At 71.8% G+C, this 24,972-nt stretch carries 34 protein-coding genes; all 34 read left to right on the top strand.

Annotated features, from left to right (window positions below; all coding sequences use genetic code 11):
* The first annotated feature begins 100 nt into the window (after positions 1–100).
* Positions 101–454, top strand: a complete 354-nt coding sequence (locus ACFWV8_RS17710; RefSeq protein WP_384202506.1) for a hypothetical protein — start codon at positions 101–103, stop codon at positions 452–454.
* A gap of 101 nt (positions 455–555) precedes the next feature.
* A complete protein-coding gene (locus ACFWV8_RS17705) occupies positions 556–717 on the top strand; it encodes a hypothetical protein (RefSeq protein WP_384202503.1) in 162 nt (53 codons plus the stop codon).
* Positions 718–885: 168 nt separating this feature from the next.
* Positions 886–1,224 carry a hypothetical protein gene (locus tag ACFWV8_RS17700; protein WP_384202500.1) on the top strand — a complete coding sequence of 113 codons (339 nt, stop codon included), beginning with the start codon at positions 886–888 and terminating at the stop codon, positions 1,222–1,224.
* A 500-nt stretch (positions 1,225–1,724) separates the two neighbouring features.
* Positions 1,725–1,913 (top strand): hypothetical protein, encoded by a 189-nt coding sequence (locus ACFWV8_RS17695; protein ID WP_384202497.1) that lies wholly within the window; start codon positions 1,725–1,727, stop codon positions 1,911–1,913.
* A 145-nt stretch (positions 1,914–2,058) separates the two neighbouring features.
* The gene (locus ACFWV8_RS17690; RefSeq protein ID WP_384202494.1) at positions 2,059–2,358 is read left to right on the top strand and encodes a WhiB family transcriptional regulator; all 300 of its coding nucleotides are present in this window, start codon (positions 2,059–2,061) and stop codon (positions 2,356–2,358) included.
* A 205-nt stretch (positions 2,359–2,563) separates the two neighbouring features.
* Positions 2,564–2,752, top strand: coding sequence for a DUF5999 family protein (locus tag ACFWV8_RS17685; RefSeq protein ID WP_384202717.1), 189 nt, complete (start codon positions 2,564–2,566; stop codon positions 2,750–2,752).
* A 104-nt stretch (positions 2,753–2,856) separates the two neighbouring features.
* Complete coding sequence (locus ACFWV8_RS17680) at positions 2,857–3,441, top strand: hypothetical protein (protein ID WP_384202491.1); 585 nt, start codon at positions 2,857–2,859, stop codon at positions 3,439–3,441.
* A gap of 152 nt (positions 3,442–3,593) precedes the next feature.
* Positions 3,594–6,152: a hypothetical protein gene (locus tag ACFWV8_RS17675; protein WP_384202488.1), complete on the top strand. Its 2,559-nt coding sequence runs from the start codon at positions 3,594–3,596 to the stop codon at positions 6,150–6,152.
* Positions 6,153–6,345: 193 nt separating this feature from the next.
* On the top strand, positions 6,346–7,005 hold the full coding sequence (locus ACFWV8_RS17670; protein WP_384202485.1) for a hypothetical protein: 660 nt from the start codon (positions 6,346–6,348) through the stop codon (positions 7,003–7,005).
* A 1-nt stretch (position 7,006) separates the two neighbouring features.
* The gene (locus ACFWV8_RS17665; RefSeq protein ID WP_384202482.1) at positions 7,007–7,225 is read left to right on the top strand and encodes a hypothetical protein; all 219 of its coding nucleotides are present in this window, start codon (positions 7,007–7,009) and stop codon (positions 7,223–7,225) included.
* Positions 7,226–7,942: 717 nt separating this feature from the next.
* On the top strand, positions 7,943–8,413 hold the full coding sequence (locus tag ACFWV8_RS17660; protein ID WP_384202479.1) for a hypothetical protein: 471 nt from the start codon (positions 7,943–7,945) through the stop codon (positions 8,411–8,413).
* Between the two features lie 17 nt (positions 8,414–8,430).
* Positions 8,431–8,823: a hypothetical protein gene (locus ACFWV8_RS17655; protein ID WP_384202476.1), complete on the top strand. Its 393-nt coding sequence runs from the start codon at positions 8,431–8,433 to the stop codon at positions 8,821–8,823.
* Between the two features lie 15 nt (positions 8,824–8,838).
* Entirely contained in the window at positions 8,839–11,046 is a 2,208-nt protein-coding gene (locus ACFWV8_RS17650) for a hypothetical protein (RefSeq protein WP_384202473.1), read from the top strand.
* Entirely contained in the window at positions 11,043–11,504 is a 462-nt protein-coding gene (locus ACFWV8_RS17645) for a hypothetical protein (protein WP_384202470.1), read from the top strand. The genes ACFWV8_RS17650 and ACFWV8_RS17645 overlap by 4 nt, the downstream gene beginning before the upstream one ends.
* Positions 11,505–11,521: 17 nt before the next feature.
* Complete coding sequence (locus ACFWV8_RS17640; protein WP_384202467.1) at positions 11,522–11,731, top strand: hypothetical protein; 210 nt, start codon at positions 11,522–11,524, stop codon at positions 11,729–11,731.
* A 131-nt stretch (positions 11,732–11,862) separates the two neighbouring features.
* Positions 11,863–12,198: a hypothetical protein gene (locus ACFWV8_RS17635; RefSeq protein ID WP_384202464.1), complete on the top strand. Its 336-nt coding sequence runs from the start codon at positions 11,863–11,865 to the stop codon at positions 12,196–12,198.
* Positions 12,199–12,951: 753 nt separating this feature from the next.
* Positions 12,952–13,374, top strand: coding sequence for an NUDIX domain-containing protein (locus tag ACFWV8_RS17630; RefSeq protein WP_384202461.1), 423 nt, complete (start codon positions 12,952–12,954; stop codon positions 13,372–13,374).
* Positions 13,371–13,667, top strand: coding sequence for a hypothetical protein (locus ACFWV8_RS17625; RefSeq protein ID WP_384202459.1), 297 nt, complete (start codon positions 13,371–13,373; stop codon positions 13,665–13,667). The genes ACFWV8_RS17630 and ACFWV8_RS17625 overlap by 4 nt, the downstream gene beginning before the upstream one ends.
* Positions 13,668–13,830: 163 nt before the next feature.
* Positions 13,831–13,992: a pRL2-8 gene (locus tag ACFWV8_RS17620; protein ID WP_384202456.1), complete on the top strand. Its 162-nt coding sequence runs from the start codon at positions 13,831–13,833 to the stop codon at positions 13,990–13,992.
* Positions 13,993–13,997: 5 nt separating this feature from the next.
* Positions 13,998–14,546: a hypothetical protein gene (locus ACFWV8_RS17615; protein ID WP_384202454.1), complete on the top strand. Its 549-nt coding sequence runs from the start codon at positions 13,998–14,000 to the stop codon at positions 14,544–14,546.
* On the top strand, positions 14,501–14,890 hold the full coding sequence (locus ACFWV8_RS17610) for an ATPase (protein WP_384202452.1): 390 nt from the start codon (positions 14,501–14,503) through the stop codon (positions 14,888–14,890). Before ACFWV8_RS17615 ends, ACFWV8_RS17610 begins: the two co-directional genes overlap by 46 nt.
* 137 nt (positions 14,891–15,027) lie before the next feature.
* A complete protein-coding gene (locus ACFWV8_RS17605) occupies positions 15,028–15,609 on the top strand; it encodes a hypothetical protein (RefSeq protein WP_384202449.1) in 582 nt (193 codons plus the stop codon).
* Between the two features lie 11 nt (positions 15,610–15,620).
* The gene (locus ACFWV8_RS17600) at positions 15,621–15,950 is read left to right on the top strand and encodes a hypothetical protein (protein ID WP_384202447.1); all 330 of its coding nucleotides are present in this window, start codon (positions 15,621–15,623) and stop codon (positions 15,948–15,950) included.
* On the top strand, positions 15,947–17,896 hold the full coding sequence (locus ACFWV8_RS17595) for an AAA family ATPase (RefSeq protein ID WP_384202444.1): 1,950 nt from the start codon (positions 15,947–15,949) through the stop codon (positions 17,894–17,896). The genes ACFWV8_RS17600 and ACFWV8_RS17595 overlap by 4 nt, the downstream gene beginning before the upstream one ends.
* An 89-nt stretch (positions 17,897–17,985) precedes the next feature.
* The gene (locus ACFWV8_RS17590) at positions 17,986–18,276 is read left to right on the top strand and encodes a hypothetical protein (RefSeq protein ID WP_384202441.1); all 291 of its coding nucleotides are present in this window, start codon (positions 17,986–17,988) and stop codon (positions 18,274–18,276) included.
* Between the two features lie 85 nt (positions 18,277–18,361).
* The gene (locus tag ACFWV8_RS17585) at positions 18,362–19,036 is read left to right on the top strand and encodes a GGDEF domain-containing protein (RefSeq protein ID WP_384202438.1); all 675 of its coding nucleotides are present in this window, start codon (positions 18,362–18,364) and stop codon (positions 19,034–19,036) included.
* A complete protein-coding gene (locus ACFWV8_RS17580) occupies positions 19,033–19,473 on the top strand; it encodes a hypothetical protein (protein ID WP_384202435.1) in 441 nt (146 codons plus the stop codon). The genes ACFWV8_RS17585 and ACFWV8_RS17580 overlap by 4 nt, the downstream gene beginning before the upstream one ends.
* 161 nt (positions 19,474–19,634) lie before the next feature.
* Positions 19,635–20,003 carry a hypothetical protein gene (locus tag ACFWV8_RS17575; RefSeq protein ID WP_384202432.1) on the top strand — a complete coding sequence of 123 codons (369 nt, stop codon included), beginning with the start codon at positions 19,635–19,637 and terminating at the stop codon, positions 20,001–20,003.
* Positions 20,004–20,008: 5 nt separating this feature from the next.
* The gene (locus ACFWV8_RS17570; RefSeq protein WP_384202429.1) at positions 20,009–20,488 is read left to right on the top strand and encodes a hypothetical protein; all 480 of its coding nucleotides are present in this window, start codon (positions 20,009–20,011) and stop codon (positions 20,486–20,488) included.
* A gap of 106 nt (positions 20,489–20,594) precedes the next feature.
* A complete protein-coding gene (locus tag ACFWV8_RS17565; RefSeq protein WP_384202426.1) occupies positions 20,595–21,008 on the top strand; it encodes a hypothetical protein in 414 nt (137 codons plus the stop codon).
* A gap of 170 nt (positions 21,009–21,178) precedes the next feature.
* The gene (gene dnaN, locus ACFWV8_RS17560; protein WP_384202423.1) at positions 21,179–22,303 is read left to right on the top strand and encodes a DNA polymerase III subunit beta; all 1,125 of its coding nucleotides are present in this window, start codon (positions 21,179–21,181) and stop codon (positions 22,301–22,303) included.
* A gap of 103 nt (positions 22,304–22,406) precedes the next feature.
* Positions 22,407–23,123: a hypothetical protein gene (locus ACFWV8_RS17555; RefSeq protein WP_384202421.1), complete on the top strand. Its 717-nt coding sequence runs from the start codon at positions 22,407–22,409 to the stop codon at positions 23,121–23,123.
* A 166-nt stretch (positions 23,124–23,289) separates the two neighbouring features.
* Positions 23,290–23,661 carry a hypothetical protein gene (locus tag ACFWV8_RS17550; RefSeq protein WP_384202418.1) on the top strand — a complete coding sequence of 124 codons (372 nt, stop codon included), beginning with the start codon at positions 23,290–23,292 and terminating at the stop codon, positions 23,659–23,661.
* Complete coding sequence (locus ACFWV8_RS17545; protein ID WP_384202415.1) at positions 23,654–24,661, top strand: DUF5131 family protein; 1,008 nt, start codon at positions 23,654–23,656, stop codon at positions 24,659–24,661. The genes ACFWV8_RS17550 and ACFWV8_RS17545 overlap by 8 nt, the downstream gene beginning before the upstream one ends.
* Positions 24,662–24,972: the final 311 nt, after the last annotated feature.

The following is a 24,972-nucleotide window of genomic DNA, read 5'->3' as shown; positions in this document are numbered from 1 at the left end:
CGGCCCCGGCTGCCCCGCTTCAAGAGGGGGCGGCCGGGGCCGTGGCCTGCTCGTACGCAGCCACGCCCACCACCAACTCCCGCCCCCGGAAGGACTCCTCATGCGCACCACGCTGGCCGACCTCTACACCCGCCACTCCGCACGGCTCGCCGCTCGTGTCGCGGCACGCCTGGATGCCCTCGGGGCCGGTGATCCGATCGCCGACGTCGACGACGTCACCCAGGAAGTCTGGCTCTCGGTAGCCGAGTTGGACGTCCTTCCCGCGAAGGACCAGGCGTGGCCGGCCCTTCAGCGGCTCGCCGACCGGGCGGTCCAGCAGCGCGAGCAGGTTGAGCACCGCCGTCGTGAGGTCCCGTCCGGCATGGGCCTGCCCGCCGTACGGCTCCTGCCCCCGGCCCCGATGCCTCGCGTCGTCGTCTTCGCTGACGTCGAGCCGATGATCGTGGCGGCCTGACCGGCGTCCTGTGTACTCCGTCGCCGCCGGCCATTGGTCCGGCGGCGGCGGAGGGCTGACAGGAAGCCCGCCCCGCTCGATTCCTGGAAGGAGGTTCTCTGATGACGTGCACATGCGAGCCCGGCCTGGTCGCCGTCGCTCCGCAGTACACCGGGCCGGCTGTCCCGGCTGCCGATCCCCCGCGCCGCCCGCCGCGTTGCCCGTCCGGCCGCCGGATCGGCATCCGGCTCGCCCGGCTGCTCCGGCTGACGGCTGATGCCTAGCCCGACCGTACGACCTCGCCCCGCTGCCGCACGGCACGCCGAACCGTCCCTTCTCACGGGCCGGTCCGGTGTCCGTGGGCGGCGGGAAGCCCTGCTCCACACGCGAATGCGCCGCCCGGGTGGCAAGACCCGGGCGGCGCGACACAGGAACCCTGAAAGGAACACCCTGTGCGAAGCCTGATGATCGCACGGCCGATTCGGGCCGTCATCACCCCTGGTGCGTCCGGTGAGCCGGAGCCCCGGCACGACCGGCCCGCCGAAGCCCCGCCCGCCCCGGCTCGTCCCCGCCAGGTCCGGGCTGGGTGGTTCGAGCGGGGCGAGACGGACAACCGCCTGGTCGCGGTGGCCGACCCGGAGCCCGCTCCGGACCTGCCGCCGCTGCCGAAGCGGGACCCGGGCAAGACGCTCAAGGACGCGGTCGACGAGGTCTTCGCAGCGCTCGGGACCGACTCCGACCCGGACATGGACGAGGCGCTGCGCCGCGTCCGGACGGGAGGCGGCAAGTGAAGGCCGTCGTCACCAGCCGCCTGACCGAGGCGGAGCGCGAGGAGCTCTCGCGGAAGAACAAGGAGCAGAACGAGCGATCGGAGAACAACCGCCGATGAACCATCTGCTTCGTCGGTTGCAGGCGCTGGCCACGTGGGCGTGTCCCAACTGCGGCTGCCTCAACCCGGACGGCCACGTCTCCTGCGGATATTGCTGACCGCCAGGTGACCGTGCCCGACATTCCGTCTCTCATACGGGCCGCCTGCGCCGCACAGCACCACGCGGCGCGGGCGGCCCGTGCTCGCGGACTGCGCCATCCCGACACTCGCGTACTCCTGGCCGCCGCTGCCACGGCGGCCGCCATGGCGTACCAGGCCGGGCACCGCGTCCACGACATCCATCGCCCCGCAACGCCCCGGAGGTTCTCCGATGAGTGAGCCGAAGCCCGCGCCCAAGCCCACCCCGACGCCGTCGGTACGGCGACGCGACGTCACCAACATCCTCAACAAGTTCAACCGCCGGTGAGCGCCCGCAAGACGGACGACCTGTACGTCCGCTACATGAAGGCGTTCACCGCGTCGACCGAGCACGCCGACGGCTGCACGGCCTGCCAGACCCTCCAGCCGTGCGAGGAGGGAGCGCCGATCCACGAGCGCTTCGTCCGACTCCAGGACGCCTACCGGGCCCGCCAGTTGAAACAGCAGCGCTGACCCGGCACTGCCCGTCGTCCCCGTGCCTCTCCGGGCGGGGCCGGCGGAGAGCGCCGGGAAATACCACGCTCCGGCCGTCCGGCCGCCGTAGAAACGCAACAGCCCCAGGGTGGCCGCCCCGGGGCTGTCTTTTGCACTGGCCCTGATGAACCGTGGCTCCATCGTACGCACCCCCTACTACGGCGCCGACACCACGGAGATCATCGAGAGCCCCCGCGCGCTCTGCGCCGACGAGGACCCCGAGCTGTTCTTCCCGATCGGCGACGCCGGTCCGTCGCTCCTCCAGGAGGAGGAGGCCAAGGCTGTCTGCCGCCGCTGCCCGGTGATGGAGTCCTGCCTCCAGGGCGCCCTGGAGCGCGGCGAGAACTACGGCGTGTTCGGCGGGCTGTCCGAGAAGGAGCGCCGCTCCCTCAAGCGCCGCGCCGCCCGCCGGCGCACCGCCTGACGGGAGCGGCGGGCAACTTCCGGCCCGCCCCGCAGTACCGCCGGATAGCGGCTGTCCGTACGACGGGCGGCCTTCCTTTTCGCACGTCTCCAGCCCGGGACAATCCCGGGATCGCCTTCCTCCCCCGCAGGAGAGCCCCATGGAAAGCAGCCACCAGCTCGACATCGCGACGACCCACACCGGCGCCTCCCCGCTGCCGGGCTCGCTGTGCACGCACACGCCGACGTGCCCGGCGGCCGACAGCTCCGACGCGGAGGCGGCGCAGGTCGTGGCCGCTCACCCGGAGCAGGGCTGGAACTTGCTCTGCAACGCCGTACTGGTGTTTGAGGACACCGGGGAGCTCCTGCCCGACGGCCGGATCATCGCCCCGCACCGGCCCCTCGCCACGGTCTGACGGCTGCCTGATCCGCCCGCACCGACCGCCGAACACTGGTGGCCGGGTCGGGCGGTGACTGGGAGCCGGAAAGTCCGGACCGAGTGATCCACCAGGAGTGACAGATGCCCGAGAACACGACCTCCCCCACCACGCCCGCCATTACTGCGGTCTTCAGCGACGAGACGCTGACCAAGGCGGCCGAACTCGCCGCCGACGCCTACCGGCCGGTGTGGATCGGCCCGTCCGGCGAGGAGTCCTCCGGCGAGTCCGTGGCCCGCCACCTGGAGGCCACCATCGCCCTGCTCGACAAGGACGGCTGGGTCCGCGCCTACGACTACAGCAAGGACTGGTCGGCCGGCGCGAACCTCGCCGCCGACGACGACTCCATGACGGTCAAGGAGATGGTCCGCTCCCTTCTGCGTTTCGTCCGCGAGGAGAGCGGCACCGGCCCGCAGCGGACCCTGACCACCGCCCTGGGCCACGTCGGTGCGGGCGGCGAACACGGCGACCCCGACACCGTCTGCGTCGCTTCCGAGGTCATGAACTCCGTGATCCAGGCTCACACCGGATCGGATTCGGCCCGTGCCACGCCGTGGTCGGAGCGGAAGCACCGCACCCACGCGGACGTCACCGCCCTGCTGACCGCGAGCGCCCGGTTCGCCCGCATCCACGGGCCCGCCGGCGGCCAGGAATCGGCGGCTGCCTGACCCGCCCGGCGCTGACCACCCAGCACAACGGCCCTCCGGGTCCCCGGCATTCACGCTGCCGGGGCCCCAGAGGGCCGGGTCACGACCCTACCCACCGCCGCAGATCCACGGTGCCCCTTCTGTACGGAGGCGCCCGGAAGAGAGGACACCCCGTGGCCACCAAACCCGCCACCCGCCGCAGGCGCCAGCCCGCGCAGACCACGAAACCCCGTAACGCCGGGCGCGCCAAGGCGCCCGCTGCGCCGGCCTCCATTCCCACCCAGGCCGCCCCCGAGACCACCGTGCCGCTGGTGCACCTGGAGGCTGACCCGGTCGTGGCCGACGCCGCCGACCGCGCCGCCGACCTCCGGGACCTGGCCGTCGACGACGTCGCGCGGATCCTCGCCGACGGCGAGACGCGTGCCACCGAGCTGCTGGACGGTGCCCGCACCGAGGCGGCCTCGATCACCGAGGCCGCCACTGCGGAGCAGTCCCGCCTCCTGGCCGTCGCCACGGCGGACGCCGACCGGGTCCGTACGGAGGCCACCACGGCGGCCGCCGACGCCGATCAGGTCCTCGCCGACGCCGACGTGACGGCGGAGCAGCTGCTCGCCGACGCGCGCCGCCAGGCCGACACCGTCACGGCGACGGCGAACGGCGAGGCCGACCAGGTCCTCGCCGACGCCGACGTGACGGCGGAGCAGCTGCTCGCCGACGCGCGCCGCCAGGCGCAGGAGGTCACCACCACGGCGGCCGTCCAGGCGGAGCAGGTCCGCACCGAGGCCGCGCAGGCCCTCGCCGACGCGGAGAGTGCGCGCACCGAGCTGCTCGCGGCTGCGGAGCGCACCGCGGCGGAGACCCGCACCCGCGCGACCAGCGACGCCGAACAGGTGCTGGAGCGGGCGCGGGGCGAGGCAGACCGGCTGCGCGAGAGCGCGGACGGCCAGGCCGTGCAGGTGCGGGCCGGGGCGGAGAAGGCGGCTGCCGAGCTGCGTGAGGATGCCGCCCGCGAGCGGGAGGCGTCCCGTGCGGATGCGGCCCGTACGCGCACGCTGGCCAAGGAGGACATCGGCCGGCTGCGGGCGACGGCGACCGAGGACGCAGACCGCCTGACCCGCACCGCCCGCGAGGAGGCCGACCGGATCCTGGCCGCCGCCCGCACCAAGCGGGACGCGGAACTGAAGGAAGCCGAGCAGGCTCTGGCGCAGGCCCGGCTGAGGGAAGCGGACGCGGACGTCACGCTGAAGGCCGCCGACGACATGGTGGCCGAAGCCGCCGCCCGGATGAAGCGCGCCACCGACCGCACCGAGCGGGCCCTGGAACGCAAGCGCCTCAAGCTCCAGGCCAAAGGGGAGCGCCGGGACGCGAAGGAGGCCCGCAAGGCGAAGGCCCGGGAGCTGCGGGCCGCGGACCGCGCCGGGAAGCCGGCCGTGTCCGACCGCGTGAAGCAGCTCGTGAAGGTCAACGCGGAGCGGTTGATGGTGATCGGTCCGATCACCGCCCCGATGGCCGTCGCGTGGACGGGCCAGGCCGGGTTCGCTGAGGACATCCTCGGCTGGGTCGTCCCCTTCACGATCCTGTTCGCCGCCGCGTGGGAACTCAGCACGGCGTTCGTGGGCTGGATGTACCACCAGGCCCGCCAGGGCGGCGACGCCGGAACCCTCTACCGCGTCAGCACTTGGATCTTCGCCCTCGGGGCGGCGGTCATGAACTTCTGGCACGCCTCCGGGCAGCCTGTGGCCGGCAGCCGGGTCTGGGACGCGAAGAAGGAGATCTGGACGGAGCAGATCACCTACTGGCACTTCACCCCGAAGGCGGTGGCTTTCGCCGCCATGAGCATCGTGGGGATGGTGCTGTGGGAGCTGTACGCCTCACTGATCCACCGCCGCAAGCTCCGTGAGGACGGCAAGGTCGCCAAGGCCCGCCCGTCGATCGGGGCGGTCCGCTGGTTCCGTTACCCGGTCCACTCCTTCACCGCATGGTCGCTCGCGATCACGGACCCGCGCCTGACCACGCTGGACCGGGCCTGGACCGCAGCGGGCGCGGAACTCGCGGACCGCAAGGCGGCCCGGACCGGTCTGGCCCGGCACCGGGTCGTCGTTCCCCGCCTCGCGGTCGACGACCACGGACCGGCAGCCATTCCCACCATCCTCACCCTGACCCGCACGGACCGGCCCGGACCGCTGGACAGCCTGGTTCCGGTCCGCCCGGTCCAGCACGGTGGGTATCCGGTCCGGTCCGGTCCGGGCGACCGGAACGCGGTCCACGGTCCGGTCCGGACCGCCGGGGCTACGGACCGGACCGGCGGACCGGCGCGCGCCCTGGAGGCCGGTCCGGCCGGACCGCAGGGCGCTGACCTGCTGACCGGACCCGGTCCGGACCGTGGACCTCGGACCGTGCCCGCCACCCAGAGCGCGGCAGCTGCGCGCGGAGTGACGGTCCGGACCGCCGACGCCGCTCCGGGACCGCAGGAGCCGGACCGCACCGGACCGGCCGACCAGGAAGCCCCGAAAGGTGTCTCCGGTCCGGACCGTGGCGAGGACGGCGGTCCGGACCTCACGGTCATCACGCTCACGGACCTGGAGCGGACCGCGCTGGACCGGCTCCGGACCGCGAACGAGCCGCTGAACCGGACCAACATCGCCAAGGCGGTCCGGACCGAGGGCGGCTCCATCGCCACGGACCGCGCCGGACAGATCGCGGTCGCTCTCAAGCAGCACACGGTCCGCTGACCGGACCGCCCGCACAACCGTCCTGCCGCTCATAGTCGCCACCGGACCGCGCTCGCCCACCGAGCGCGGTCCGGTGACGGCCACGGCCGGCAGGCCGCTCACCCCCACATCCCGCGCGCTGAACCTCGTCCCTGGCCTGCCAGGCGCGGGCTTGAGCGGCCGCGATCACAGCCTCGAGGAGGAGACAGCCCCTATGTCCGGAATCGACTGGGACAAGGAGTTCAGCCGCATGGACCCCCAGACACCCCAGACACCCCAGGCCAACCAGGCCCCCCAGGCGCCGGAGAAGCCGGAGAAGCCCGCGACCTCACGGTTGTCCGCCGCGGTCGGCGGGATGCGCCGCAACACCGCGGCGCTCGCCGTGTGCGGCACGATCGCCGTCGTCGCCGTGTGCGGAACGGCCGTCGCCATCACCAGCTTGCAGGCCGAGCAGGCCGCCCAGGAGCGTGCGCGTGCCCAGGAGAAGGCCGCGAACGCCCTGGTCGAAGCGGAGGCCGACAAGCAGCGGGCGCAGACCGAGGAGGCCACGGCCAAGGTCACGTACGAGCGGGAGATGACCGTCTACCGCGAGTGCATGAAGCTCCGCGCGGCGGCGGTCGCCAAGGCGGCCTCGTACGACGTCGCGAGGATCCCCACCTGCGACGCCCCGACCCTCGGCGGTGCGGCTTCCAAGTCCCAGGAATCCGCCGATTCCGGCTCCGGCGCCGGCGGCATCACCTCCAGCCCGTGGCTGTGGGTGGCGCTCATCGGGGGCGGCGGATTCATCGCCTACAAGAAGCTTTCCGTGCCCTCCGGTTCGGGTGCGGTCGCCACTGTGAACAACAAGGGATTTACCTTCGAGAAGGGTGCATGAAATGACGCTCCAGTTTTTCGCCCTGGCCCTGTTCTGCTGGGCCCTGTTCTTCACCTTCAAGAAGACGAAGGGAAAGCAGATGGTGATCTGCGTGATGCTGATCGTCTCCGGGATCTTCCTGCCGTACACGCCGTTCAGTGAGCAGATCCGGACCACGCTGGAGTCGGTGTTCAACACGGCGAACACGACCGTGAACAACATCAGCTCATCGTCACGCTGAGTACACGTCAGCGGTTACGGGTTACCGGTTACAGCCCCAGGAGACCCCCAGAACCGCCCGCCAGGCGGCGCGAACCGGTGTCCCACGGGCCTGTAACCGGTAACCCGTAACCACCCGAGACCACAAAGAGTCACAGAAGGGAGGGTCGTGGAACTTCTCGTACTCCTCGCCATCAGCTACCTGTTCGGCGTGGAAAAAACACACGGGAAATACGAGCAGGCGGGAATCAAGAAACCCCCCGCCAAGCCGAAAGAGAAATGGGAGCCGACCCGGGCTCCGGACACATTCAGAAACGCCCCGTACAACGTGGCGGCAAAAACTCATTACGGGCTGCTGGCGGGTGCTCATTGGGCCGGTGGCCTGCGGGACGGCTGGCGTTCGGCCTACCTCAAAAAGCCGAGCGGTAAGCCTTCCGGTTCCACCTCAGCCGGGCCCACTCCAGGGCCCTCCGGTTCGACCTCCGCCGGGCCCACTCCGGGGCCTTCTGCGGCCACCGCGCCGCCCAAGCCCAGCACCCCCCCGGCCCCGCCGACGGCTCCCCCACCCCCGTCCGCACCCCCGCCGACGACGACCCCGCCGCCGACGGCCCCACCCCCGCCGACGGCCCCACCGCCGCCGACAGCGGGAGCGCCGCCGGGGTCTGCAGTTCCCCCGGCGGGCACCGTCCCGCCGCCCCGCACCGTCCCGCTGCCCGACCACATCCGGAAGGACCCCGCGATGCAGCCCAACCCGCCCGTACCGCACTCCGCGACCGTCGACGACAAGGGCATCCACGTCACGACCGCCGCAGGTAAGTCCCGCACCTACAGCGGCGGTGAGGTCATGAACCTCACCCAGGTCATCGACCTCGCCGAGGGCTCGGCCACCCTGTGCCAGTCCAGCACCGAGACCTGCCTGGACCTCACCGACGAGGCCACGGAGCTGGCCTCGGACTGCGACACGCTCATCGCCGAGATCACCGCGAAGGGCGTCGGCGCGAACCTGATCGGCAAGTGCGAGGTGCTCAAGGAGCAGCTCGACCTCCAGGCTGCCGCCGCCAAGGAGCTCCACGACAAAATCCAGGGCGGCGAGGAAGCCTGCCGCACCGCGTCCGCGAACGCGGAGCTCCGCCACGGGCCGATCTTTCGGGCTGTCGCCGACTCCCCCCTGACCAAGCCCGCCGAGCGCGACTTCTACAACGCCCGATAGAAGAGGAGAGGCCCTACATGAGCGTCACCGAGAGCCTGAAGGACGCCGCGACCTACGCGGCCCTGCGCACCAAGCTGGCCTGGCTCACGCACAAGGTCCACGCGCACGCCCAGACCGTCACCACGCTCGCCTCCGATGTCGACGACGCCGCCGAGCAGATGCTGGACGCCTCCGAAACGATGAAGGCGCTGGCCGTCGACGACGCGACCACCGCCGAGTTCGCCGACGCCGCGCTGACCATGACCGGCGTCAAGGACGCGGCCGGCGCCTACACCTCCGCCGCCGACAGCGCCTCCGCAGCCGCCGACGACGCGAAGAGCACCACCGAGAACGACCACGGAGGGATCGCCGACGCGGTCGATACCTCCCCCGTCGACATGGCCGAAGCCGCCTTCTACACCCAGAGCTGACAGGAGATCAGGACCGTGGGGCCGACCCGAGCACAGTTCATCCAGTACGCACCCGCCGCGCTCGCGGTGGTGCCTCTCGTGGCCGGCCCCTGGTCCGCCCTCGCCGCCGCGGCGGCCGGAGCAGGGGCGTGGGCCATCAACACCTCCGCCCCCGTTCTGCGGTCTCTGATCGCGTGCGGGTTCACGGCCACCGGGTGCGGCATCGCCGCGCACGAGGTCCTCGCCGCGGGCGGGAACCCGCTGTTCGCCCTCGGGCTCGCGGCTCCGGCCGGGGCCGCCGCCCTGGCCCACCACCGCAACATCGCCGGCCACACCCCCGCCCTCACACCCGCGACCACGGGCACGGCTGCGGCGGCCGGGCTGACGTCGCAGGCACAGCTCATCACCGCCTGGTGGAAGGAGTTCATCTCCGGCCCCACCCAGACCGAGGACCGCAAGCTCATCCAGGCCGGGGCCAACCTGGAGCACCTCGCCCTCGAGGCCGACGACGACCACGTCGCGTTCACCGGGATCATCACCCTTCCCCAGGGGCAGCAGGTGCGGGTGAAGGCCGCCGACATCGCCGCCGTCTACCAGATCCCCGTCTCCCAGATCGAGCTGGGAGACCCCAAGCACTACGCGCCCAACGCCCTGCCCGTCACCGTCCACCTGAAGGTGCCGACGGCGCAGCCGCAGATCGTGGCCGGCACCCCGACGGCTCCCGAGGAGATGTGGGCCGCGTACGTCGGTGTGCCGGAAGGTGCGATGCCCGGCACCACCCTGACCCTCACCCGCTACGACGGGCCGCTGGACTGGGAGGGGATCGCCACCCGCGACCGCAGGGCGATCGGGACCGTCAACCTCCAGGACCTCGCAGGCAATTTGGACCTGGAGACGATCCAGATCGCCCTCGCCCCCGGCGACAAGCCCTCGCAGATGGGTATCCGGGTGATGAGGGAACACGCCCTGATGCACGGCACGATGCTCTCCTCGGTCGTGGGCGAGTTGTCGATGGACTCCCGCGGCTACGTCCGCGCCGGCACCTACGTCGACGGCCGGGCCGCCCTTCTGCCACTGGCGCAGCCCGGCTCCGGCGCCCGCCACCTCTACCTCGTCGGCGGGTCGCGGTCGGGCAAGTCCGGACTGCTGGAGCAGATCCTGCTCTCCGCCCACCGCTCCGGCATCGCGGTGATCCTCGCCTCCCCGCAGGCCGGGACCATCGCCGGGGCCCCGCTGTCCGCATACCTCGGGGACGGCCTGGACGAGGCGATGGGCGCGCTGCGCCTGGCCTACGCGATGATGCTCGACCGCGAGGCCCGCTACCGCTCCCCCGCCTTCCCCTTCACCGACCCGCTGGTCCTGGTCGTCATCGACGAGGCCCACATGCTGCTGTCGGCCTCCTCCCCGTACCACCTGGAGGCGAAGGCGATCGTAGAGCAGCTGACCCGCCGCTCCCTCAAGCGGGGCATCGGCGTGGTCCTGGCCACCCAGACCCCGCTGGCCGAAGACCTCGGCAACTCCACCGTCATCCGCTCCCAGCTCCTGATCGGCGGCGGCGCGGTGTTCCTGCGCTGCGCGCGTGGCCAGGGTTCCCTGGTCGGCGCGAACGCGGTGGAGGGCGCGGAGGGCCTCGACCTGTCGATGATCCCCTCGCAGTGGCCGGGCCAGTACGCCAAGGTCGCCGACCGGGACATGAGCGGCCTGGCCACCGAGGCCGCTGCCGCCCCCGAGGACGGCACCTTCGGCCTGGGCTACCTCCTCACCCCCGGCTCCCAGGCCGTCCAGTTCCGCTCCCTGCACCTGGACGTGCCGCCCGTCTCCCTCGCCGGAGGCGGGCCGCCGGTCGGGATCGAGGACTGCGACGCCTGGCGGGAGCGCGACGCGATCTCCCAGACCCTCATGGTCGACAAGCGCGGCAAGAACCTGATCGGCAGCCTTGCCGACCTCCTTGCCGCAGCCGAGGGTGCGTCGCAGGAGGCGCCCCACCACAACGCCGGCGGGCCCCACACGACCGCCGGCCCCAGCAGGCCCGGCGGTCCTGGCGTAGCCGCAGGGGCGACTGACGGACAGGAGCTGATCAAGCCGCGCATCCTCGAGCTCCTGCGGGAGCAGTCCATTCCGATGACCGCCGAAACCATCGCCCGAAAGCTGGGCACATCCGCCAAGAACATCAAGCCGCGCCTGTCCGAGCTGAAGAAGCGGGACGAGGTCACCAACGAGAACGGCCTGTGGAGGGCAGCATGAACACCCGTACCGAAGCCGACTTCACTCCTATCGACGCCGACTTGTACGCGAAGGCATTCCAGCTCCTCGACCCGACCCCGGAACCCGCCGCCCCCGCGGCTCCCGCGGCTCCTGCTCCCGTTCCCTCCAACCTCGCCGCCGCCCCGCCGGTGCGCCTGACCGGCCCGGTGGAGAAGACCCTCACCGACGCGCTCGCCTTCCTCGACACCCACGGCTGGGCCAGGCGCACCCTCATCCACCACGAGGGCGCCCGCTGCTCCATCGGCGCGCTGCGCGCCGCGGCCGGCGCCCGCAACGCTGCCTACTGCGAGGCTGGGAATCTCCTCCTGGACGAGGCCCGTCGTCAGCACGGCAAGAAGTGGGAGTCGATCCCCTCCTGGAACGACTCCCACACCGGAGCGCAGGTGCGTAGCGTGTGGGAGGCCGCCATCCGGCGCGCCCACCACATGAACATCTGACCCGGTTGGAGCTGCCCGTGTCGTTCTCGTTCACCAACCCCGAGCCGGACCGTGACGACCGGTCGTTCGCCTTCACCGGCACGCAGCCGGACCGCGACGACGGCCGCTCGTTCTCGTTCACCGGGTCGGACCCGGCCGACATCGACAGGCAGCTCCAGACGATCACCGACATGGCCCACGAGATCCTCCGCCGTGTCGCAGACGTCCGCAGGCAGATCAACACCTGACCGCCTCCTCCGCCCACAATGCGGAGAACCGACCCAGCCAGCTCGACATCGCGCCCCGCCCGGACCCCTTCCGGGCGGGGCGTCGCTGTTCCCTGCCCGAACACCACCCACCCCTCGGGAGACCGACCACCGTGCGCCGATACCGCTACCGCTGCACCGTCTGCCGCACCTCCAGCCCCGTCGTCCACGCGATCGAGGCCGTGGCCGCCGTGGGCGAGGCCCACCGCCAGACCCTCCACGGCGGGCACTTCCCCGACGACGAAATGGCCGGCCAGATAGACCGCCTGGGCCGCTGGTACGCCGCCCTGCCCCCACTGGCCGCGCTCCACGCCCGCATCGCGGACGCGCTCAGCGACCTCCGCGACATCAAGACCATGGGCCACTACTGGTGGGCCAGCGCCGGCGCCACCCTCCTGCTCGGAGGGACGGCCGCCCTCGCCCTCCTTCTCGTCACCGCCGCCCTCTGACTACGGCACCGACCGCCCCGCCTGGCCACCGGCACCGGACCGCCCCCGTACTTCGGAGGCGGCCGGTCCCGGTGACCGGACAGGCCGACCGGCCACCACCTTCACCTCACGCCCCGTAGACGGAACCGTCCGTCGACGGGGCGCAGCACTGCCCGCCATCACACCTGCTGGAGGACAACTCGTGCTCACCCCTCGCCCGCGCCGCCGCATCGGCCGGCCCCGCCCGCAGCGCCCCGGCCCCCGCTACCCGCACCGCCCCGACCGTCTGCCCGGTGCCTGGAGCCGCTGATGCCCAGGAGGCGCAGGAAGCGGCGCCGCGAGATCAAGCGCGTGCCCCGCTCGGAGGCGTTCCTGCCGGAGTTCGATCGCGGCGCAGTCCCCGAAGGACTCGTCACGCGACGCCAGCTGAGGGACATGGGCCTCAGCCCCGGCGGCAACGACGGTCCGGTCGCCATCCTGCGCTGCAAGTGGTGCTCGTACCGGCCGCAGTGGTCGTGCAACCACCCCACCCGTGGCTTCCTGCTCCGGGTCGACCTGGCGAAGCCCAAGCGCGTCCCGACGCGCCCAGGAATGGGCCCTGGACCGGGCCATGGCAGCTCGCCAGACCTGCGGGGACTGCGAAGGCGGTTCTTTTTCTGCCTCTCCAAGAAGCTGCGTGGAGTGCTTCGACGGCACGCCCGCCGACCCCGCCACCTACATCACTCCCCTGGCCAAGCACCTGCTGGCCGCCTGACACGAAGAGGAAACCAGTCCATGACCAACACCACCACCGACGAGACGATTCGCTACACCGCGGACGTCGTCCTGCTCGCTGCTGGCCGCGTCCTGCTGATCGAGCGGGGCTGGGCCCCTTACAAGAACTCCTGGGCTTTGCCGGGAGGTCACGTTGACGGCGGGGAGACCAGCCTGGCCGCCGCCGCGCGCGAGTTGGAGGAGGAGGCCGGCATTGCCATCCCGGTCGCCGCCCTGCGGCAGGTGGGTGCCTTCGACGCCCCCGGCCGTGACCCGCGCGGCCGGTACGTCAGCGTCGCCTACACGGCCACCCTGCCCGCGCCCGTCCCGCCGACGGCAGGGGACGATGCCACCGCCGCCCGCTGGTGGCCCTTGAGCGCACTCCCCGACCTCGCGTTCGACCCACGCTCAGATCCTTGCGGCCGCCCAGGCCTGCTGACGTGACCGCCCGCCACCTGCGTGCTGCCCTGCTACTCGCCGCCGCCGTCCCACTCGCCGCAGCGACGGCCGCCGCCGTGCTCAAGGCCAGCCACCTCAAGCTCTACGCCGACCGCCACCGCATCAACCTCTCGCCGGTCGCCCGCCGCTCCTGCCCCGACTGCCGGGGCGCGGGCAGCTGGTGGACCGGCGGCGCCTTCCCGGAGATGGAGGCGTGCGGCTGCTGGTCCGACCGGCGCGAGCTACGCGTCCAGCTCCTGCCGATCCAGACCCGTATCTACGACGAGCCGCCGTTCTGAACACCGCCGCCCCCGGCCGAAGACCGGCCGGGGGCGAAGGCACCACGGGGCGCCCCCAGCAACCGCGAAGAACCACCCACCCCGAACACGTACACGCCGCCTCGATGTGGGCGCCGGCAAGAGGGTTCGGGACCGTCCCGGGCTCGTGAAGGAAGGAGCCGTCATGGCAAGAGACCGCGCGAACAATCCGCCCAGGGGTCAGTGCCAGCAGTGCTGGCGCCACGCCTACGACCGCTCGGTGCACAAGGGCCTTGGTCCCCGTCAGGACTGCAAGCCGTGCGTGGACCACATGGTCAACGGCCACGGCAACATGATCGTCAGGTGAGCGGGGTGACGCGAGAGAAGGGACGGTTGCTGGGCGAGGCCCAGCGGGCGGTCGCGTTAGCCCTGGCGATCGTCGTGTTCAACGCCGACGTGGTGATCGCGTGGGTGTGCGCGGTGGTGTTCAGCATCGTCGCGTACGGCGCGATGGATCTGCCGCTGTGGATGGCCGCCGCCATGGCACTGGTGGTCGGCCTCGGAGTCTGTGCCGCCTCAGCTCCGCTGTGCGGCGGATGGATGTGGCGCTGGTCGGGCCGGATCAGGAGATGGGCCGCACCGGACACGGTGTACTCGCCTCCGGCCCCGGTGGATCACGTGGCCGCGCTCCTGGCCCGGAAACCGACTCGCTCGGTGCCGCCGCGGGTGTCGCGGTCGACCGAGCCTCGGCCACTGGCGTCGTACGAGCTGGCGGGCCGGGAGGCGTGCTGGCGGTGCGGTGAGCCCCCGGTGGAGGGCACGCACGCCTGGGAGGACCGCGGCGACTTCCAACTGCTGTCCAACCACACCTTCACGTGCACGAACGGGCACGGCTGGACGAACAGCACCGACGGGAGCTGACGTGCGGGCCGCGTTTCCTCCCGTCGGCCTTCCCGGAGCAGGAGGCCCACGGCAAACCGCCGTTCCGACACACAACGAAAGGCCACCACCGGCACGCCGTCCGTACGGCAGTGCGCAACACCCCGGGCATCACCGACCTGGTCGCGATGCTCACCGGCGCCGTCCTCGCCTACCGGTCCGGCCCTAGCGCCCACCGGCACCCGGTCACGGTCGCCACGGGATGCGCCGGAGGCCGGCACCGCGCGGGCAGCGTCGCTCTCGACCTCGCCGACGCGCTGCGCGAGCACGGCGTCAGCAGCACCGTCACCCACCGCGACCTGCACCGCCCCGTCGTCGACCGCTGACGAAAACATCTGCCACACAGCGCGGCCCCGGCCAGATGGCCGGGGCCGACGACATATCCAGGCGCGGCCGCAGCATCGGCACATGAGGCCGACCGCCCCGCTCCCTTCACCCGAATCGAGATCAGGAGACCTTCAGCATGCCCCGTCACCTCACCACCGAGCGTCTCGCCCTGTTCGGCACCCTGCTGGCCACCTTCGGTGAGCTCCACCCTGCTTGTGATCACTGGGTTCAGGGCAGCAAGACGGCCTCGCGGAAGCGGCTGTACGGCGAGGACCTGGTCCACGCCGACGGCTCCCCCGCCGCCCCGGACTCCACCCGCCCGACCATGGCCACCACCACGCTCGGCAGGCGTGCCGTGGCCTGCCACGTTGCCTCGTACACCGCCGTGCAGCTTGGGGCGACCGTCGCGATCACCCGCGCGTTCGGCTACCGCGTCACACCGGCCGCGCTGCTCGCCGGCGCGGCCATCAACGCCGGGACACACGCCGCGATCGACCGCGGCGCCGCTCTGCTGTGGCTGGCGAAGAAGACCAAGAAGACTGGCTACATCGAGCACTGCAAGGCCACCCGCGTCGACGACGACGGCAAGGCCACCTCCGAGCTCACCGGGCCGGGCAGTGCGTGGATGGAGCTGGACGCGGCACTGCACCGCGCGATCGGCGTCGGCGCCGCCGCCGTCACCGTCTGGCTCACCACCCGCCCCGGCGCCCGCCGGTGACCCGCACCTGCATGGACCGCGTCCGGACCTCCGCCGGCACCGCCAAGCACGCCCTCCAGCAGATCGAGGACGAACTCGGCGGTCCCCTCGACGCCGAGTTCCTCGCCGAGACGCTGCGCGAGCTGTTCGACGAGGCCGACCCCGAGGGCGGAATCCTCGGCTCGCTCAACCAACTGCTCACCAAGGCTTCGCGCGCCGCCGCGCTCACGCCGCTGGACGGCGAGGACGCCGAGTTCGCCGCCTGCGCGATCGAAGAGGCCGCGGCCTTCGTCGCCGACTCCGCCGGGATGCGTCTGCACCTGGCCACCTGCACCCTCCACCCGCAAGGAGAACGCCCGTGAAGACCACCTTCGAAGGCACCATGCAGCCCCTCGACACGACCATCCCCGACCCGGCGCTGATCGTCCTGATCGGGGCGGCGGGGAGTGGCAAGTCGACCTGGGCGAGCACCTGGCCCACCACGCAGGTTCTGGAGCTCGACCGGTTCAGGGCGATGGTCTCCGACTGTGCCGGGGACCAGTCGGCCACCCTGTCAGCGGTCAACGTTCTGCACACCGTGCTGGAGGCCCGCCTCGCCCGGAAGTTGACGACCGTCATCGACGCCACTTCCACCGAGGCACGTGTGAGGGCCGGCCTTCTGCAGGTCGCCCGCTCCTACGGCGTGCCCACCGTCGCGTTGCTGGTCTCCACCCCGGCCGAGGTGTGCGTCGACCGCCAGGCCGACCGGGGCCCGGGACGCGCCGTGCCCGAGAGCGTCGTACGCCGCCAGCACGCCGAAGCCGTCGCCGCCTTCCCCGGCCTGCGTGGCGAAGGCTTCGACCACGTCGTCTTCGCCGACAACATCCACCGCCTTCAGCCGCTGCTCCAGCGCGCCAGCGACAACCGCCGCGCGGATCTCGGCTGGGACGGCGGCGACGGCCTGGGCGACCTGCTCCTGGTCCGCCGCTTCTTCGGCGCGGACATGATGCCGCTGTGGCAGTGGCGCGACAACTCCCCGCTCGCCGGCGGCGACCGCGTCGGTGACATCCGCCTCGGGCCCGACCGCATGGTCCTCGCCCTGCGCACCGACGTCGACGGCGAAGGCGACCTCGGGTTCGACCTGCTGGTTGCCTGCCCGTACGACGACGACTGCGATGCCCCCGCGTGGCAGCCGGTCTTCTCGGTCACCGACCTGCTGAACACGCACACCAGCACCACCGGGTCGCACCCGGACGCGGTCTGCACCGTCCACGGTGGCCTCGACGACGTCGACCAGGAGGCCGCCGACATCCAGTACGACGATGAGGACGACGACCCCGAGGGTCGCCCCCCCCCCTGGAAGAGCAGTACGCGGACGCGGTCCGCGAGTGAGCCGCGCCGCCGACGGGCCCCACCCGATCCAGGGCGGTGCCGCCGACCTCGCCACGCACCGCCGCACCGTCCACACCCGCGCGGGCGACCCGCGCACCCCGATCACCATCCGGCTCGACTACTGAAAAGGAAGTTCCTCATGGCACGCAGCGCCCGGCCCACCGTCCACTACATGGCGACCCGGCCCGACGGCACCGTCCCGCCCACCGACGAGTACCTCGCCCGGTACGCCCGCGAGCACGGCGAGACCGTCCCGACCGTCAACCTCGCCGACCGCGTCGGCCAGGTCGTCGACCACCCCAGCCCAGGCCAGAAGTGGTACACCGACAAGCCGTTCTCGTACTTCCACATGTACACCCGGCCCGGCGAGATCCTGGAGCGCATCGAGGAGGGCTGGCCGGTGCGGCTGTGGATCGTGGAGCCGCTCGGGGAGACCGGCAACTGGGGTGGCGACAACTACCCGTACTGGCTGATGTCCCAGCAGATCCGCGTCGTGGAGGAGACCGAGGCGTGGCGTGCGTTCGGGCACCGCGGCGTGCAGGTCCTGGCGGTCCTCGCCCAGCTGCCTGACCTCGCCCGGCAGTGGGCCGCGCAGTGGGCCGCCGACCCCGAGGGCACCCGCCGCACGTACACGGCGTGGGAGAAGCGGGTGAACAACACCCACGCTCTGGACTGGTGGGCGTACTACCGGGCGCAGTACTCCCGGCGCGAGGCCGCCCTCCAGGCGGCCAACCAGCTCGCCGACACTGCCGCCACGCAGGCGGCGACCAGCGCAGGCGCCGACACCGAGGCCTTGGCCGCGATCCGTCTGCGGGCCCGCTGCCTGGCCGCCGGTCAGCTCATGCACGACCGGGTCCGCAACGGCGACTACGAGAAGTCGGTCCGGGCGCTGCTGCTCGGTTCCCGACTCGACACCCCTGCTCCGGCTCTCGCCTGACGCCTCTCCGTGCCGCCCCGGTCTCCCGCACGACGGAGGCCGGGGCGGTCGCGGTGTCCCGTCAGACACCAACCCACTGGAGAAACCTCATGCGTGGACCCGCAGTCACCGCCTTCGCGGAGACCGCTGCCCTGTACGCGATTCTCAACGATGACCAGGAGGAGGCCGAACGCATCGTCTCCGAAATGCCGCCGAATGAGCGTGCCGAGTTCGCTGGCCAACTGGACCAGCTCCAGAACCTGATGACGGACCGGTTCGGAAACGACCTGCGCCCGCACCCGCTGACGCGCCTGCCCGGTACTGGTGGCCGCATTCTGCACGAGCCGGGAAGCGGCGAGTACGACAACGTCAGCGACTCGCTCGCCCAGACGAAGAAGTGACGCCCCGGGGCAGCCGCCCTGCTTGCCGGCCGACGGCCGCCCCGGGTCCATCCATCCCGTACAAGACGAGAGGGAGATCCTCAGTATGGACTCCGTCCTGCACACAACGGGCCGGTTTGGCCCGCGCACCCTCCTGATCACCGCCGCAGCCGTTCCGCTGACCGGCTGGGCGGTCCACGCCGTCACCCTGTACAAGCAGATCGCCGCCAAGGAGAAGGACCCGCTGACCGGGCTGTTGCTCCGCGACGCCTACACCGCCCGCGCCCGCCGGCTCCTGGCCCGCCGCGACGACCTGGCCGTGGTCATGGTCGACGCCGACAGGTTCAAGGAGATCAACGACCGGTTCGGTCATGCGGCTGGGGACGCGGTCCTCGCCGCGTTCGGCGCGAGGCTCACCGCGTGGGCGGGCCCGCGGGCGTCCGTCGGCCGCCTCGGAGGCGATGAGTTCGCCGTCGTCGTCCAGGTGACCGCCGCGCGCCTGGAGCAGCGCCTCGCGCAGCTGGTCCGGATGCTGCACACCCCCGTCGTCCTCGAGGACGGCCGCACCGTCGACGTCGCCGCCTCGGTCGGCGCCGCGGCCACCGGCGTCCTCGCCACCCGCGACCTGACCGCGTTGCAGAGGGCCGCCGACGCCGCCCTGTACGACGGCAAGCACACGGGCCGTGCGGTCCTCGCGACGGCGCAGCACCGCACGGTGCCGTCCGTCAACGGCCGCCGGGAGGGCAGGCCGGGCACGGCGGTGTGGGGGCGGGCCGCATGAGCGCCGTGACGCTGCCCGAGGGCGACTGGATCCGTGGCATCACCATCCGCCAGCCCTGGGCCACCTGCATCCTCGCCGACAAACGCGTGGAGAACAGGCCCGTCGCCTGGCCCTGGCGCGGCTGGGTCCTCCTGCACAGCGGCAAGCAGCTGGACCGGCTGGCGCTGCGCGACCCTCTGGTCGCAACCGCGCTCCGAGGCCGCGATCTCCACCTCGGAGCGGTCATCGGCGTCGCCCGCCTGGTCGACTGCCACCCGGACCGCGGGCCCGAGCAGTGCACCAGCCCGTGGGCGCAGCGCGAGGTCCACCACCTGGTCCTCGACGACGTCCGCGAACTGCCTCTGCCCGTCCCCGCGATCGGCGCCCTGTCGGCCTGGAAGCCGTCGCAGCATCTCGTGGACCAGGTCCTCCAGCAGCTGCCCGGCCTCCGGCCGTGACCCGCACCTGACTCCCACGTGCCTTCGGGACGACCGCCCTACGACCGGGGCGGCACCGGGCACGGCAACGCCCCGGGGCAGTCCGCTCCGTCACTGGCCATGTCGCCAGCCGGACACCCCCGGGGCTCTCTCACTTTCGCATGTTCAAGGAGCCCTTCACCATGCAGCCCTCCGTAGTCCCCCTGGACCGCCTCATAGGCCCCGAGCACGCCGCCCAGTTCATCAACAGCCTGGTCCGCGACCTCATGGTCCAGGACCTGCTCCCGGAATCTGTCGCGTACCGGCTCGTCTGTGAGGGCGTCCTGGCGGGCGATCCGTTCCTGCTCGCCGAGCCCGGCCAGGCATGGGCCCTGCGCCCCGAGAGCACCGACCCTGCCCCCGGACTGCTCCTCATCATCCGGCGGGACAGCGACCGGCTGCGCGTGGAGGACGAGCACGGGCAGCGGCACACGATCCCGCTGTACGCCCTGAACGCCTACGCGCTGGACCAGTGGTGCTGGGCCCGCCCCGACGCCCCCGGCCGGAGGTGACCGCCATGACCGATCCGATAGTCCTGGACGGCTACCTGGACGACGAGACCGTGCCCGGCCTGCACGGGGCCGCGGGCCGTTTCCGCGTCATCGTCTCCCCCACGGACGAGATGGCTGACGAGATGATCTTGCCGTGCAGTGTCACCGACCCGGTCATGGCACACGCCGTACTCGACCTGGTCCCTGGCGACCATCTGCGCGTCACCGGCCACTTGCGGCTGCCCCGCAGGCCTGACGAGCCGATGTGGCTGGTCGTCACCGCCGTCGAAGTCCTCGCGAGCGCCCCGTTCATGGGCGCCCCGGAGACCGTTGGCACCGCCGTCATGGAGCGGTACGGGCCGTACATCTGCTGGCACGACGCCGACACCACGGCCGTGCCGGTGTGGACCGAGAACGGCGCCTGGGTGGGCATCGCGACCGACCCCAGCGAACTGGGCGAGCTCTTCGAAGCGTTCGAGCAGCGCCAGGCCGCTGGCGAGACATGACACCGGCAGTGGCACCGGGCCCGTGTGCTCGCCGAGCGCACCTCGTGACCAACACCACGAGCACCATCACCCACCCCCGCATCACCACCACGAAAGGCAGGACGCGGTGAGCGTCATCGGACAGGAAGCCGGAATCGAGCACGGCTCGATGCGCGGCTACCGGCAGCACACCTACCGCAAAATCCAGGCGACCGAGGAATGCGGCTGCCTCGCTGCGGTGCGGGAGCACCAGCGCAAGAGCAAGCCGGTCACCAAGCGCAGCGAGAAGCAGAAGCAGTGGCACGGCGGCCAGTTCGTGCACAGCGGCACCGGATCGCAGCCCGGCCGCCCGATCCTCCCGCCGGGCGACTGCCCGACCGACGGGTGCGGACAGGAATGCGCCGGACGTACCGTCCAGCGCCTCGGCTGGGTCCGCATCCACGTCCAGGGCTCCACCGTCCCGCCCCGCACGTTCTGCTCCGGCTCCTGCGCCACGGTCGGCATCGCACTGGCCGAACTCCGCATGAAGCCCACCACCTGAACCACCGAGCCTTCTCCATGTAGCGGCCCACCCCACTCGGCGGGCCGCTACATCCCGGTCCGGCCCGGGGCGGCCGCCTGGCCACGAGCCCGGCCGCCCCGGCTGCCACCCGCCCAAGCCACACCGACGTCACGCCATCGACGCCGCCCAGCGGCAGACGAGGACACCCCGTGAAACTCCGCATCGACCACCAGGACCTGGCCGCCGCCGTCTCCTACGCCGCCCGCAGCCTCCCCGCCCGACCGCCCGCCCCCGTCCTCGCCGGGCTCCTCCTGGACGCAGGCGACGGCACCCTGCGGGTCAGCAGCTTCGACTACGAGATCTCGGCCGACACCACTGCCCCCGCCACCGTCGCCGAGAACGGGCGCGCCCTCGTGTCCGGCCGGCTGATGGCCGACATCGTCGCCCGCGTCCGCAGCGACGTTGACCTCGAACTGACCGGACCCCGCCTGGTGTTGCGCGCCGGGTCCGCCCGCTTCACCCTGCCCACCCTGCCCCTGGAGGAGTACCCAGTGCTGCCCGAGGCCGGCCCCACCTCGGGCACGCTGCCCGGCCCGGCCTTCGCCGAAGCCGTCGCCCAGGTCGCCTGCGCGATCGGCAAGGACGACTCCCTGCCCGTCCTCACCGGCATTCAACTGCGCCACGACCGGGAGACCGACACGCTCACCCTGGCCGCCACCGACCGATACCGGTTTGCCGTGCGCACTCTGCCCTGGAAGAACTGCGACCTCACGGCCGACTGCACCGCGCTCGCCCCCGGCAAGGCGTTCCTCGACGCCGCGAAGGCCGTCGCCGACGACACCACCGTCGACCTCGCCCTCCCCGACGCCTCCGGATCCAACGGCCTGTTCACCCTGCGCACCGACAACAGCACCACCACGCTGCGCGGCCTGGAAGGCGACCTGCCCAAGTACCAGGGCCTTTTCCCCACCGAGTTCAACCACACCGCCACCGTGGAGATCGCCGCGCTCAAGGACGCCGTCCAGCGCGTCGCCCTGGTCACCACCAAGGATTCCCCGCTCAGGCTCACCTTCGACGCCGACGGCACGCTCGTTCTGGAGGCCGGCACCAGCGACGAAGCCCAGGCCGTCGACAACGTCGACACCAACCTCGACGGCGACGAACTAACCGTGGCCTTCAACCCCGCCTTCCTCCTCGACGGCCTGAACGCTCTCACGGCCGAATCCGTCGACTTCCACTTCACCACCAGCACGAAGCCCGCCGTCCTGCGCGGCCACGGCAACGACGACCAGGCGCTGCGCTACCTGCTCATGCCGATCCGCCTCACCGGCTGAACCACCCAACCCCACGCCTGCGGGGCGGCCGTGACACGACTCCGGCCGCTCCGCACCACCACCGGCCCCGCCGAAGCCGTCACCCCACAGGGAGAACCTCTTCATGACGAACGGCACTACCCAACTCACCCGTCTGCGCACACGGATGCTGGCTGCCGCGTACAGCAACACCGACTTCTGGGTCCAGCGCACCGCCTTCGTCACCGACCAGGCCGTGGCCGCGCTCGCCCGCCGCGACTCCACCGCAGCCGAAGCCCTCGCCGCGTCACTCATGCGCGTGGAACCCCTCCACGACACCCAGATCCTGGGCGCGGCCGTGGAAGCCGGCATCGACACCAGCAGCTGGGAGGAGCGCCGCGAGAAGATCCGGACCTACGCCCGCGACGCCTACGAGCTGTCCCCGAAGTCCGACCCGGCAACCGAGGCCGGGCGGGTCTGGGCGTCGCTCTACGACAACTACCCGCAGATCGCGGCCGCCCTGGCCGCCTTCCTCCGCGAGCTGCCGCCCACCTGGCGCGAGGACCTGTTCACCACCAGCCCGCACTCCCCCGCCGCCCGCCGGACGGCCTCGGAGCTCCCCGGACCGGAGACCGCCCCGTACGACCCGCTGGACTGGGAGGACTGCCCGGCCTGCAGCGAAGCACAGGACCAGTGCCGCTACCACCGCGGCGTCTTCGCCGGCATGGAGTTCCAGCGCGACCTGATCACCACGGCCCTGACCGATCACGCGGCCATCGACCAGCTCCAGCAACGCCACACCGAACTCGAGGCGAAGGCTGCCCAGTCGGCGGCCTCCGACGCGAGCACACCCACCACCTAGCGAAGGAGGCACCGGCAGGCTCCCCCGCACCGCCGACCGTTAACGCCGTTAATACCCAGGAGGCTCAGGCCCGGCAAGCCCGGCAAGCCCGGCAAGCCCGGAAAGCCGGGGCGGCCGCAGGCCTGCGAGCCCGGCCGCCCCGCCACTCACCTACGGAAGGACCACTGTGTCCCGCCAGACCGTCACCACCGTCAGCCGCCCGCCGATCGTCGTGTTGTGCGGGTCGACCCGGCACTGGGACGCCCTCGACGAAGCCAACCTCTACGAGACCGCCGCCGGCCGCATCGTCCTCGCCCCCGGCTGCAACATGAAGCAGCCGCACCCGCTGTGGCAGGACCCGGACCGGGCCGACCGGCTCAAGCAGCAACTGGACGAACTGCACCGCCGAAAGATCGACCTGGCCGACGAGGTCCTCATCGTCAACCCCGGCGGCTACATCGGAGACAGCACCCGCAGCGAGATCGACTACGCCCGCAGTCTCGGCAAGCCCATCCGCTACACCCACCCCGCACAAGCAGGCGAGGACGCCCGTGGCTGACAGCACCACCATCGAGTGGACCGACAGCACCTGGAACCCGGTCACCGGCTGCACCAAGCTCAGCCCCGGCTGCGACAACTGCTACGCCGCAACCTTCGCCGAACGGTGGCGCGGCACCGCAGGCCACCACTTCGAGAACGGCTTCGACATCACCCTCCGGCCGGAGCGCCTGCGGCTGCCGATGACCTGGCGCACGCCGCGCCGCATCTTCCTCGACAGCATGTCCGACCTGTTCCACACGGACATCCCCGACGACTACATCGCCCAGGTGTTCGCCGTCATGGCGCTCACCCCGCAGCACACGTACCAGGTCCTCACCAAGAGGCACGGGCGTATGAAGGCGCTGCTGTCGCGCCCGTCCTTCTGGCACCTGGTTGCTGATCAAGGCAGGGAGCACTTCATCGGCTGCCAGGAGGACTGGCTGGCCGTCGGCGCGATGCTGGGCGGGAAGCCACTTCCCAACGTGTGGCTGGGCGTCTCGGTCGAAGACCAGAAGTGGGCGGACCTCCGCATCCCCGCGCCCCTGGAGACGCCGGCCGCCGTGCGCTTCCTGTCCTGCGAGCCGCTGCTGGGGCGAGTCGACCTCAAGCAGGCCGTCATACCCATGGGCAGCGAGCGCGGCCACGGCCTGACCGCCTCCTACGTCCGCGCGGGCCGCTGCTGCGAACGACGCTTCCACGGCATCGACTGGGTCATCGTTGGCGGCGAATCCGGCCCCGGGGCCCGTCCGATGCACCCCCAGTGGGCGCGATCCTTACGCGACCAGTGCGAATGGGCAGGAGTGCCGTTCTTCCTCAAGCAATGGGGAGCGCACGCACCCGAAGACCACGGACACGACCGCGGCGCCGTCGCCCTCATCGACACCCAGAGCCACAGCGGGAACCGAAGGGAAGCCCTCGCCCCGCGCGATGCGGTCCGCATGCGCCGCGTCGGCAAGAAGAACGCCGGCAGGCTCCTGGACGGCCAGCACCACGACGCCGTCCCACCCCCCGTCCGGTGAGCGGCATGACCGGCCGGGTGTACCTCGAGCGAGGCCACCCCGTCACCGTGATCACCCCGTTCTGCGCCCGCCACGCCCCGAACATCACCGGCGACTGGCTCCACTTCCAGTGGCCCGGTCGTCGCCCGTCTGCCGGACCACGCAACGTCGCCATACGCCGCGCCGACGGCAGCACCGTTGTTCGGCCTTTCTGCGGCCTCACCCGCCAGCCTGAGAACGACACCCCATAACGAGGCCCCGTACCTCCCGGACGTGATCCGGGAGGTACGGGGCCTTTCTTCGTTTCAGGGCTGTGGGAACTCAGGCACCGC

Source organism: Streptomyces sp. NPDC058665 (genome assembly GCF_042714995.1).
Classification (GTDB): Bacteria; Actinomycetota; Actinomycetes; order Streptomycetales; family Streptomycetaceae; genus Streptomyces.
This window is presented reverse-complemented; position numbering and strand designations above follow the sequence as displayed.

Bases quoted from the DNA above. Each gene is read 5' to 3' on its own strand.
- ACFWV8_RS17710 (WP_384202506.1), top strand. From the start codon at position 101: ATGCGCACCACGCTGGCCGACCTCTACACCCGCCACTCCGCACGGCTC.
- ACFWV8_RS17605 (WP_384202449.1), top strand. From the start codon at position 15,028: ATGCCCCGTCACCTCACCACCGAGCGTCTCGCCCTGTTCGGCACCCTG.
- ACFWV8_RS17705 (WP_384202503.1), top strand. From the start codon at position 556: ATGACGTGCACATGCGAGCCCGGCCTGGTCGCCGTCGCTCCGCAGTAC.
- ACFWV8_RS17680 (WP_384202491.1), top strand. From the start codon at position 2,857: ATGCCCGAGAACACGACCTCCCCCACCACGCCCGCCATTACTGCGGTC.
- ACFWV8_RS17670 (WP_384202485.1), top strand. From the start codon at position 6,346: ATGTCCGGAATCGACTGGGACAAGGAGTTCAGCCGCATGGACCCCCAG.
- ACFWV8_RS17690 (WP_384202494.1), top strand. From the start codon at position 2,059: ATGAACCGTGGCTCCATCGTACGCACCCCCTACTACGGCGCCGACACC.
- ACFWV8_RS17655 (WP_384202476.1), top strand. From the start codon at position 8,431: ATGAGCGTCACCGAGAGCCTGAAGGACGCCGCGACCTACGCGGCCCTG.
- ACFWV8_RS17645 (WP_384202470.1), top strand. From the start codon at position 11,043: ATGAACACCCGTACCGAAGCCGACTTCACTCCTATCGACGCCGACTTG.
- ACFWV8_RS17665 (WP_384202482.1), top strand. From the start codon at position 7,007: ATGACGCTCCAGTTTTTCGCCCTGGCCCTGTTCTGCTGGGCCCTGTTC.
- ACFWV8_RS17660 (WP_384202479.1), top strand. From the start codon at position 7,943: ATGCAGCCCAACCCGCCCGTACCGCACTCCGCGACCGTCGACGACAAG.
- ACFWV8_RS17570 (WP_384202429.1), top strand. From the start codon at position 20,009: ATGACCGATCCGATAGTCCTGGACGGCTACCTGGACGACGAGACCGTG.
- ACFWV8_RS17630 (WP_384202461.1), top strand. From the start codon at position 12,952: ATGACCAACACCACCACCGACGAGACGATTCGCTACACCGCGGACGTC.
- ACFWV8_RS17555 (WP_384202421.1), top strand. From the start codon at position 22,407: ATGACGAACGGCACTACCCAACTCACCCGTCTGCGCACACGGATGCTG.
- ACFWV8_RS17580 (WP_384202435.1), top strand. From the start codon at position 19,033: ATGAGCGCCGTGACGCTGCCCGAGGGCGACTGGATCCGTGGCATCACC.
- ACFWV8_RS17600 (WP_384202447.1), top strand. From the start codon at position 15,621: ATGGACCGCGTCCGGACCTCCGCCGGCACCGCCAAGCACGCCCTCCAG.
- ACFWV8_RS17575 (WP_384202432.1), top strand. From the start codon at position 19,635: ATGCAGCCCTCCGTAGTCCCCCTGGACCGCCTCATAGGCCCCGAGCAC.
- ACFWV8_RS17585 (WP_384202438.1), top strand. From the start codon at position 18,362: ATGGACTCCGTCCTGCACACAACGGGCCGGTTTGGCCCGCGCACCCTC.
- ACFWV8_RS17620 (WP_384202456.1), top strand. From the start codon at position 13,831: ATGGCAAGAGACCGCGCGAACAATCCGCCCAGGGGTCAGTGCCAGCAG.
- ACFWV8_RS17590 (WP_384202441.1), top strand. From the start codon at position 17,986: ATGCGTGGACCCGCAGTCACCGCCTTCGCGGAGACCGCTGCCCTGTAC.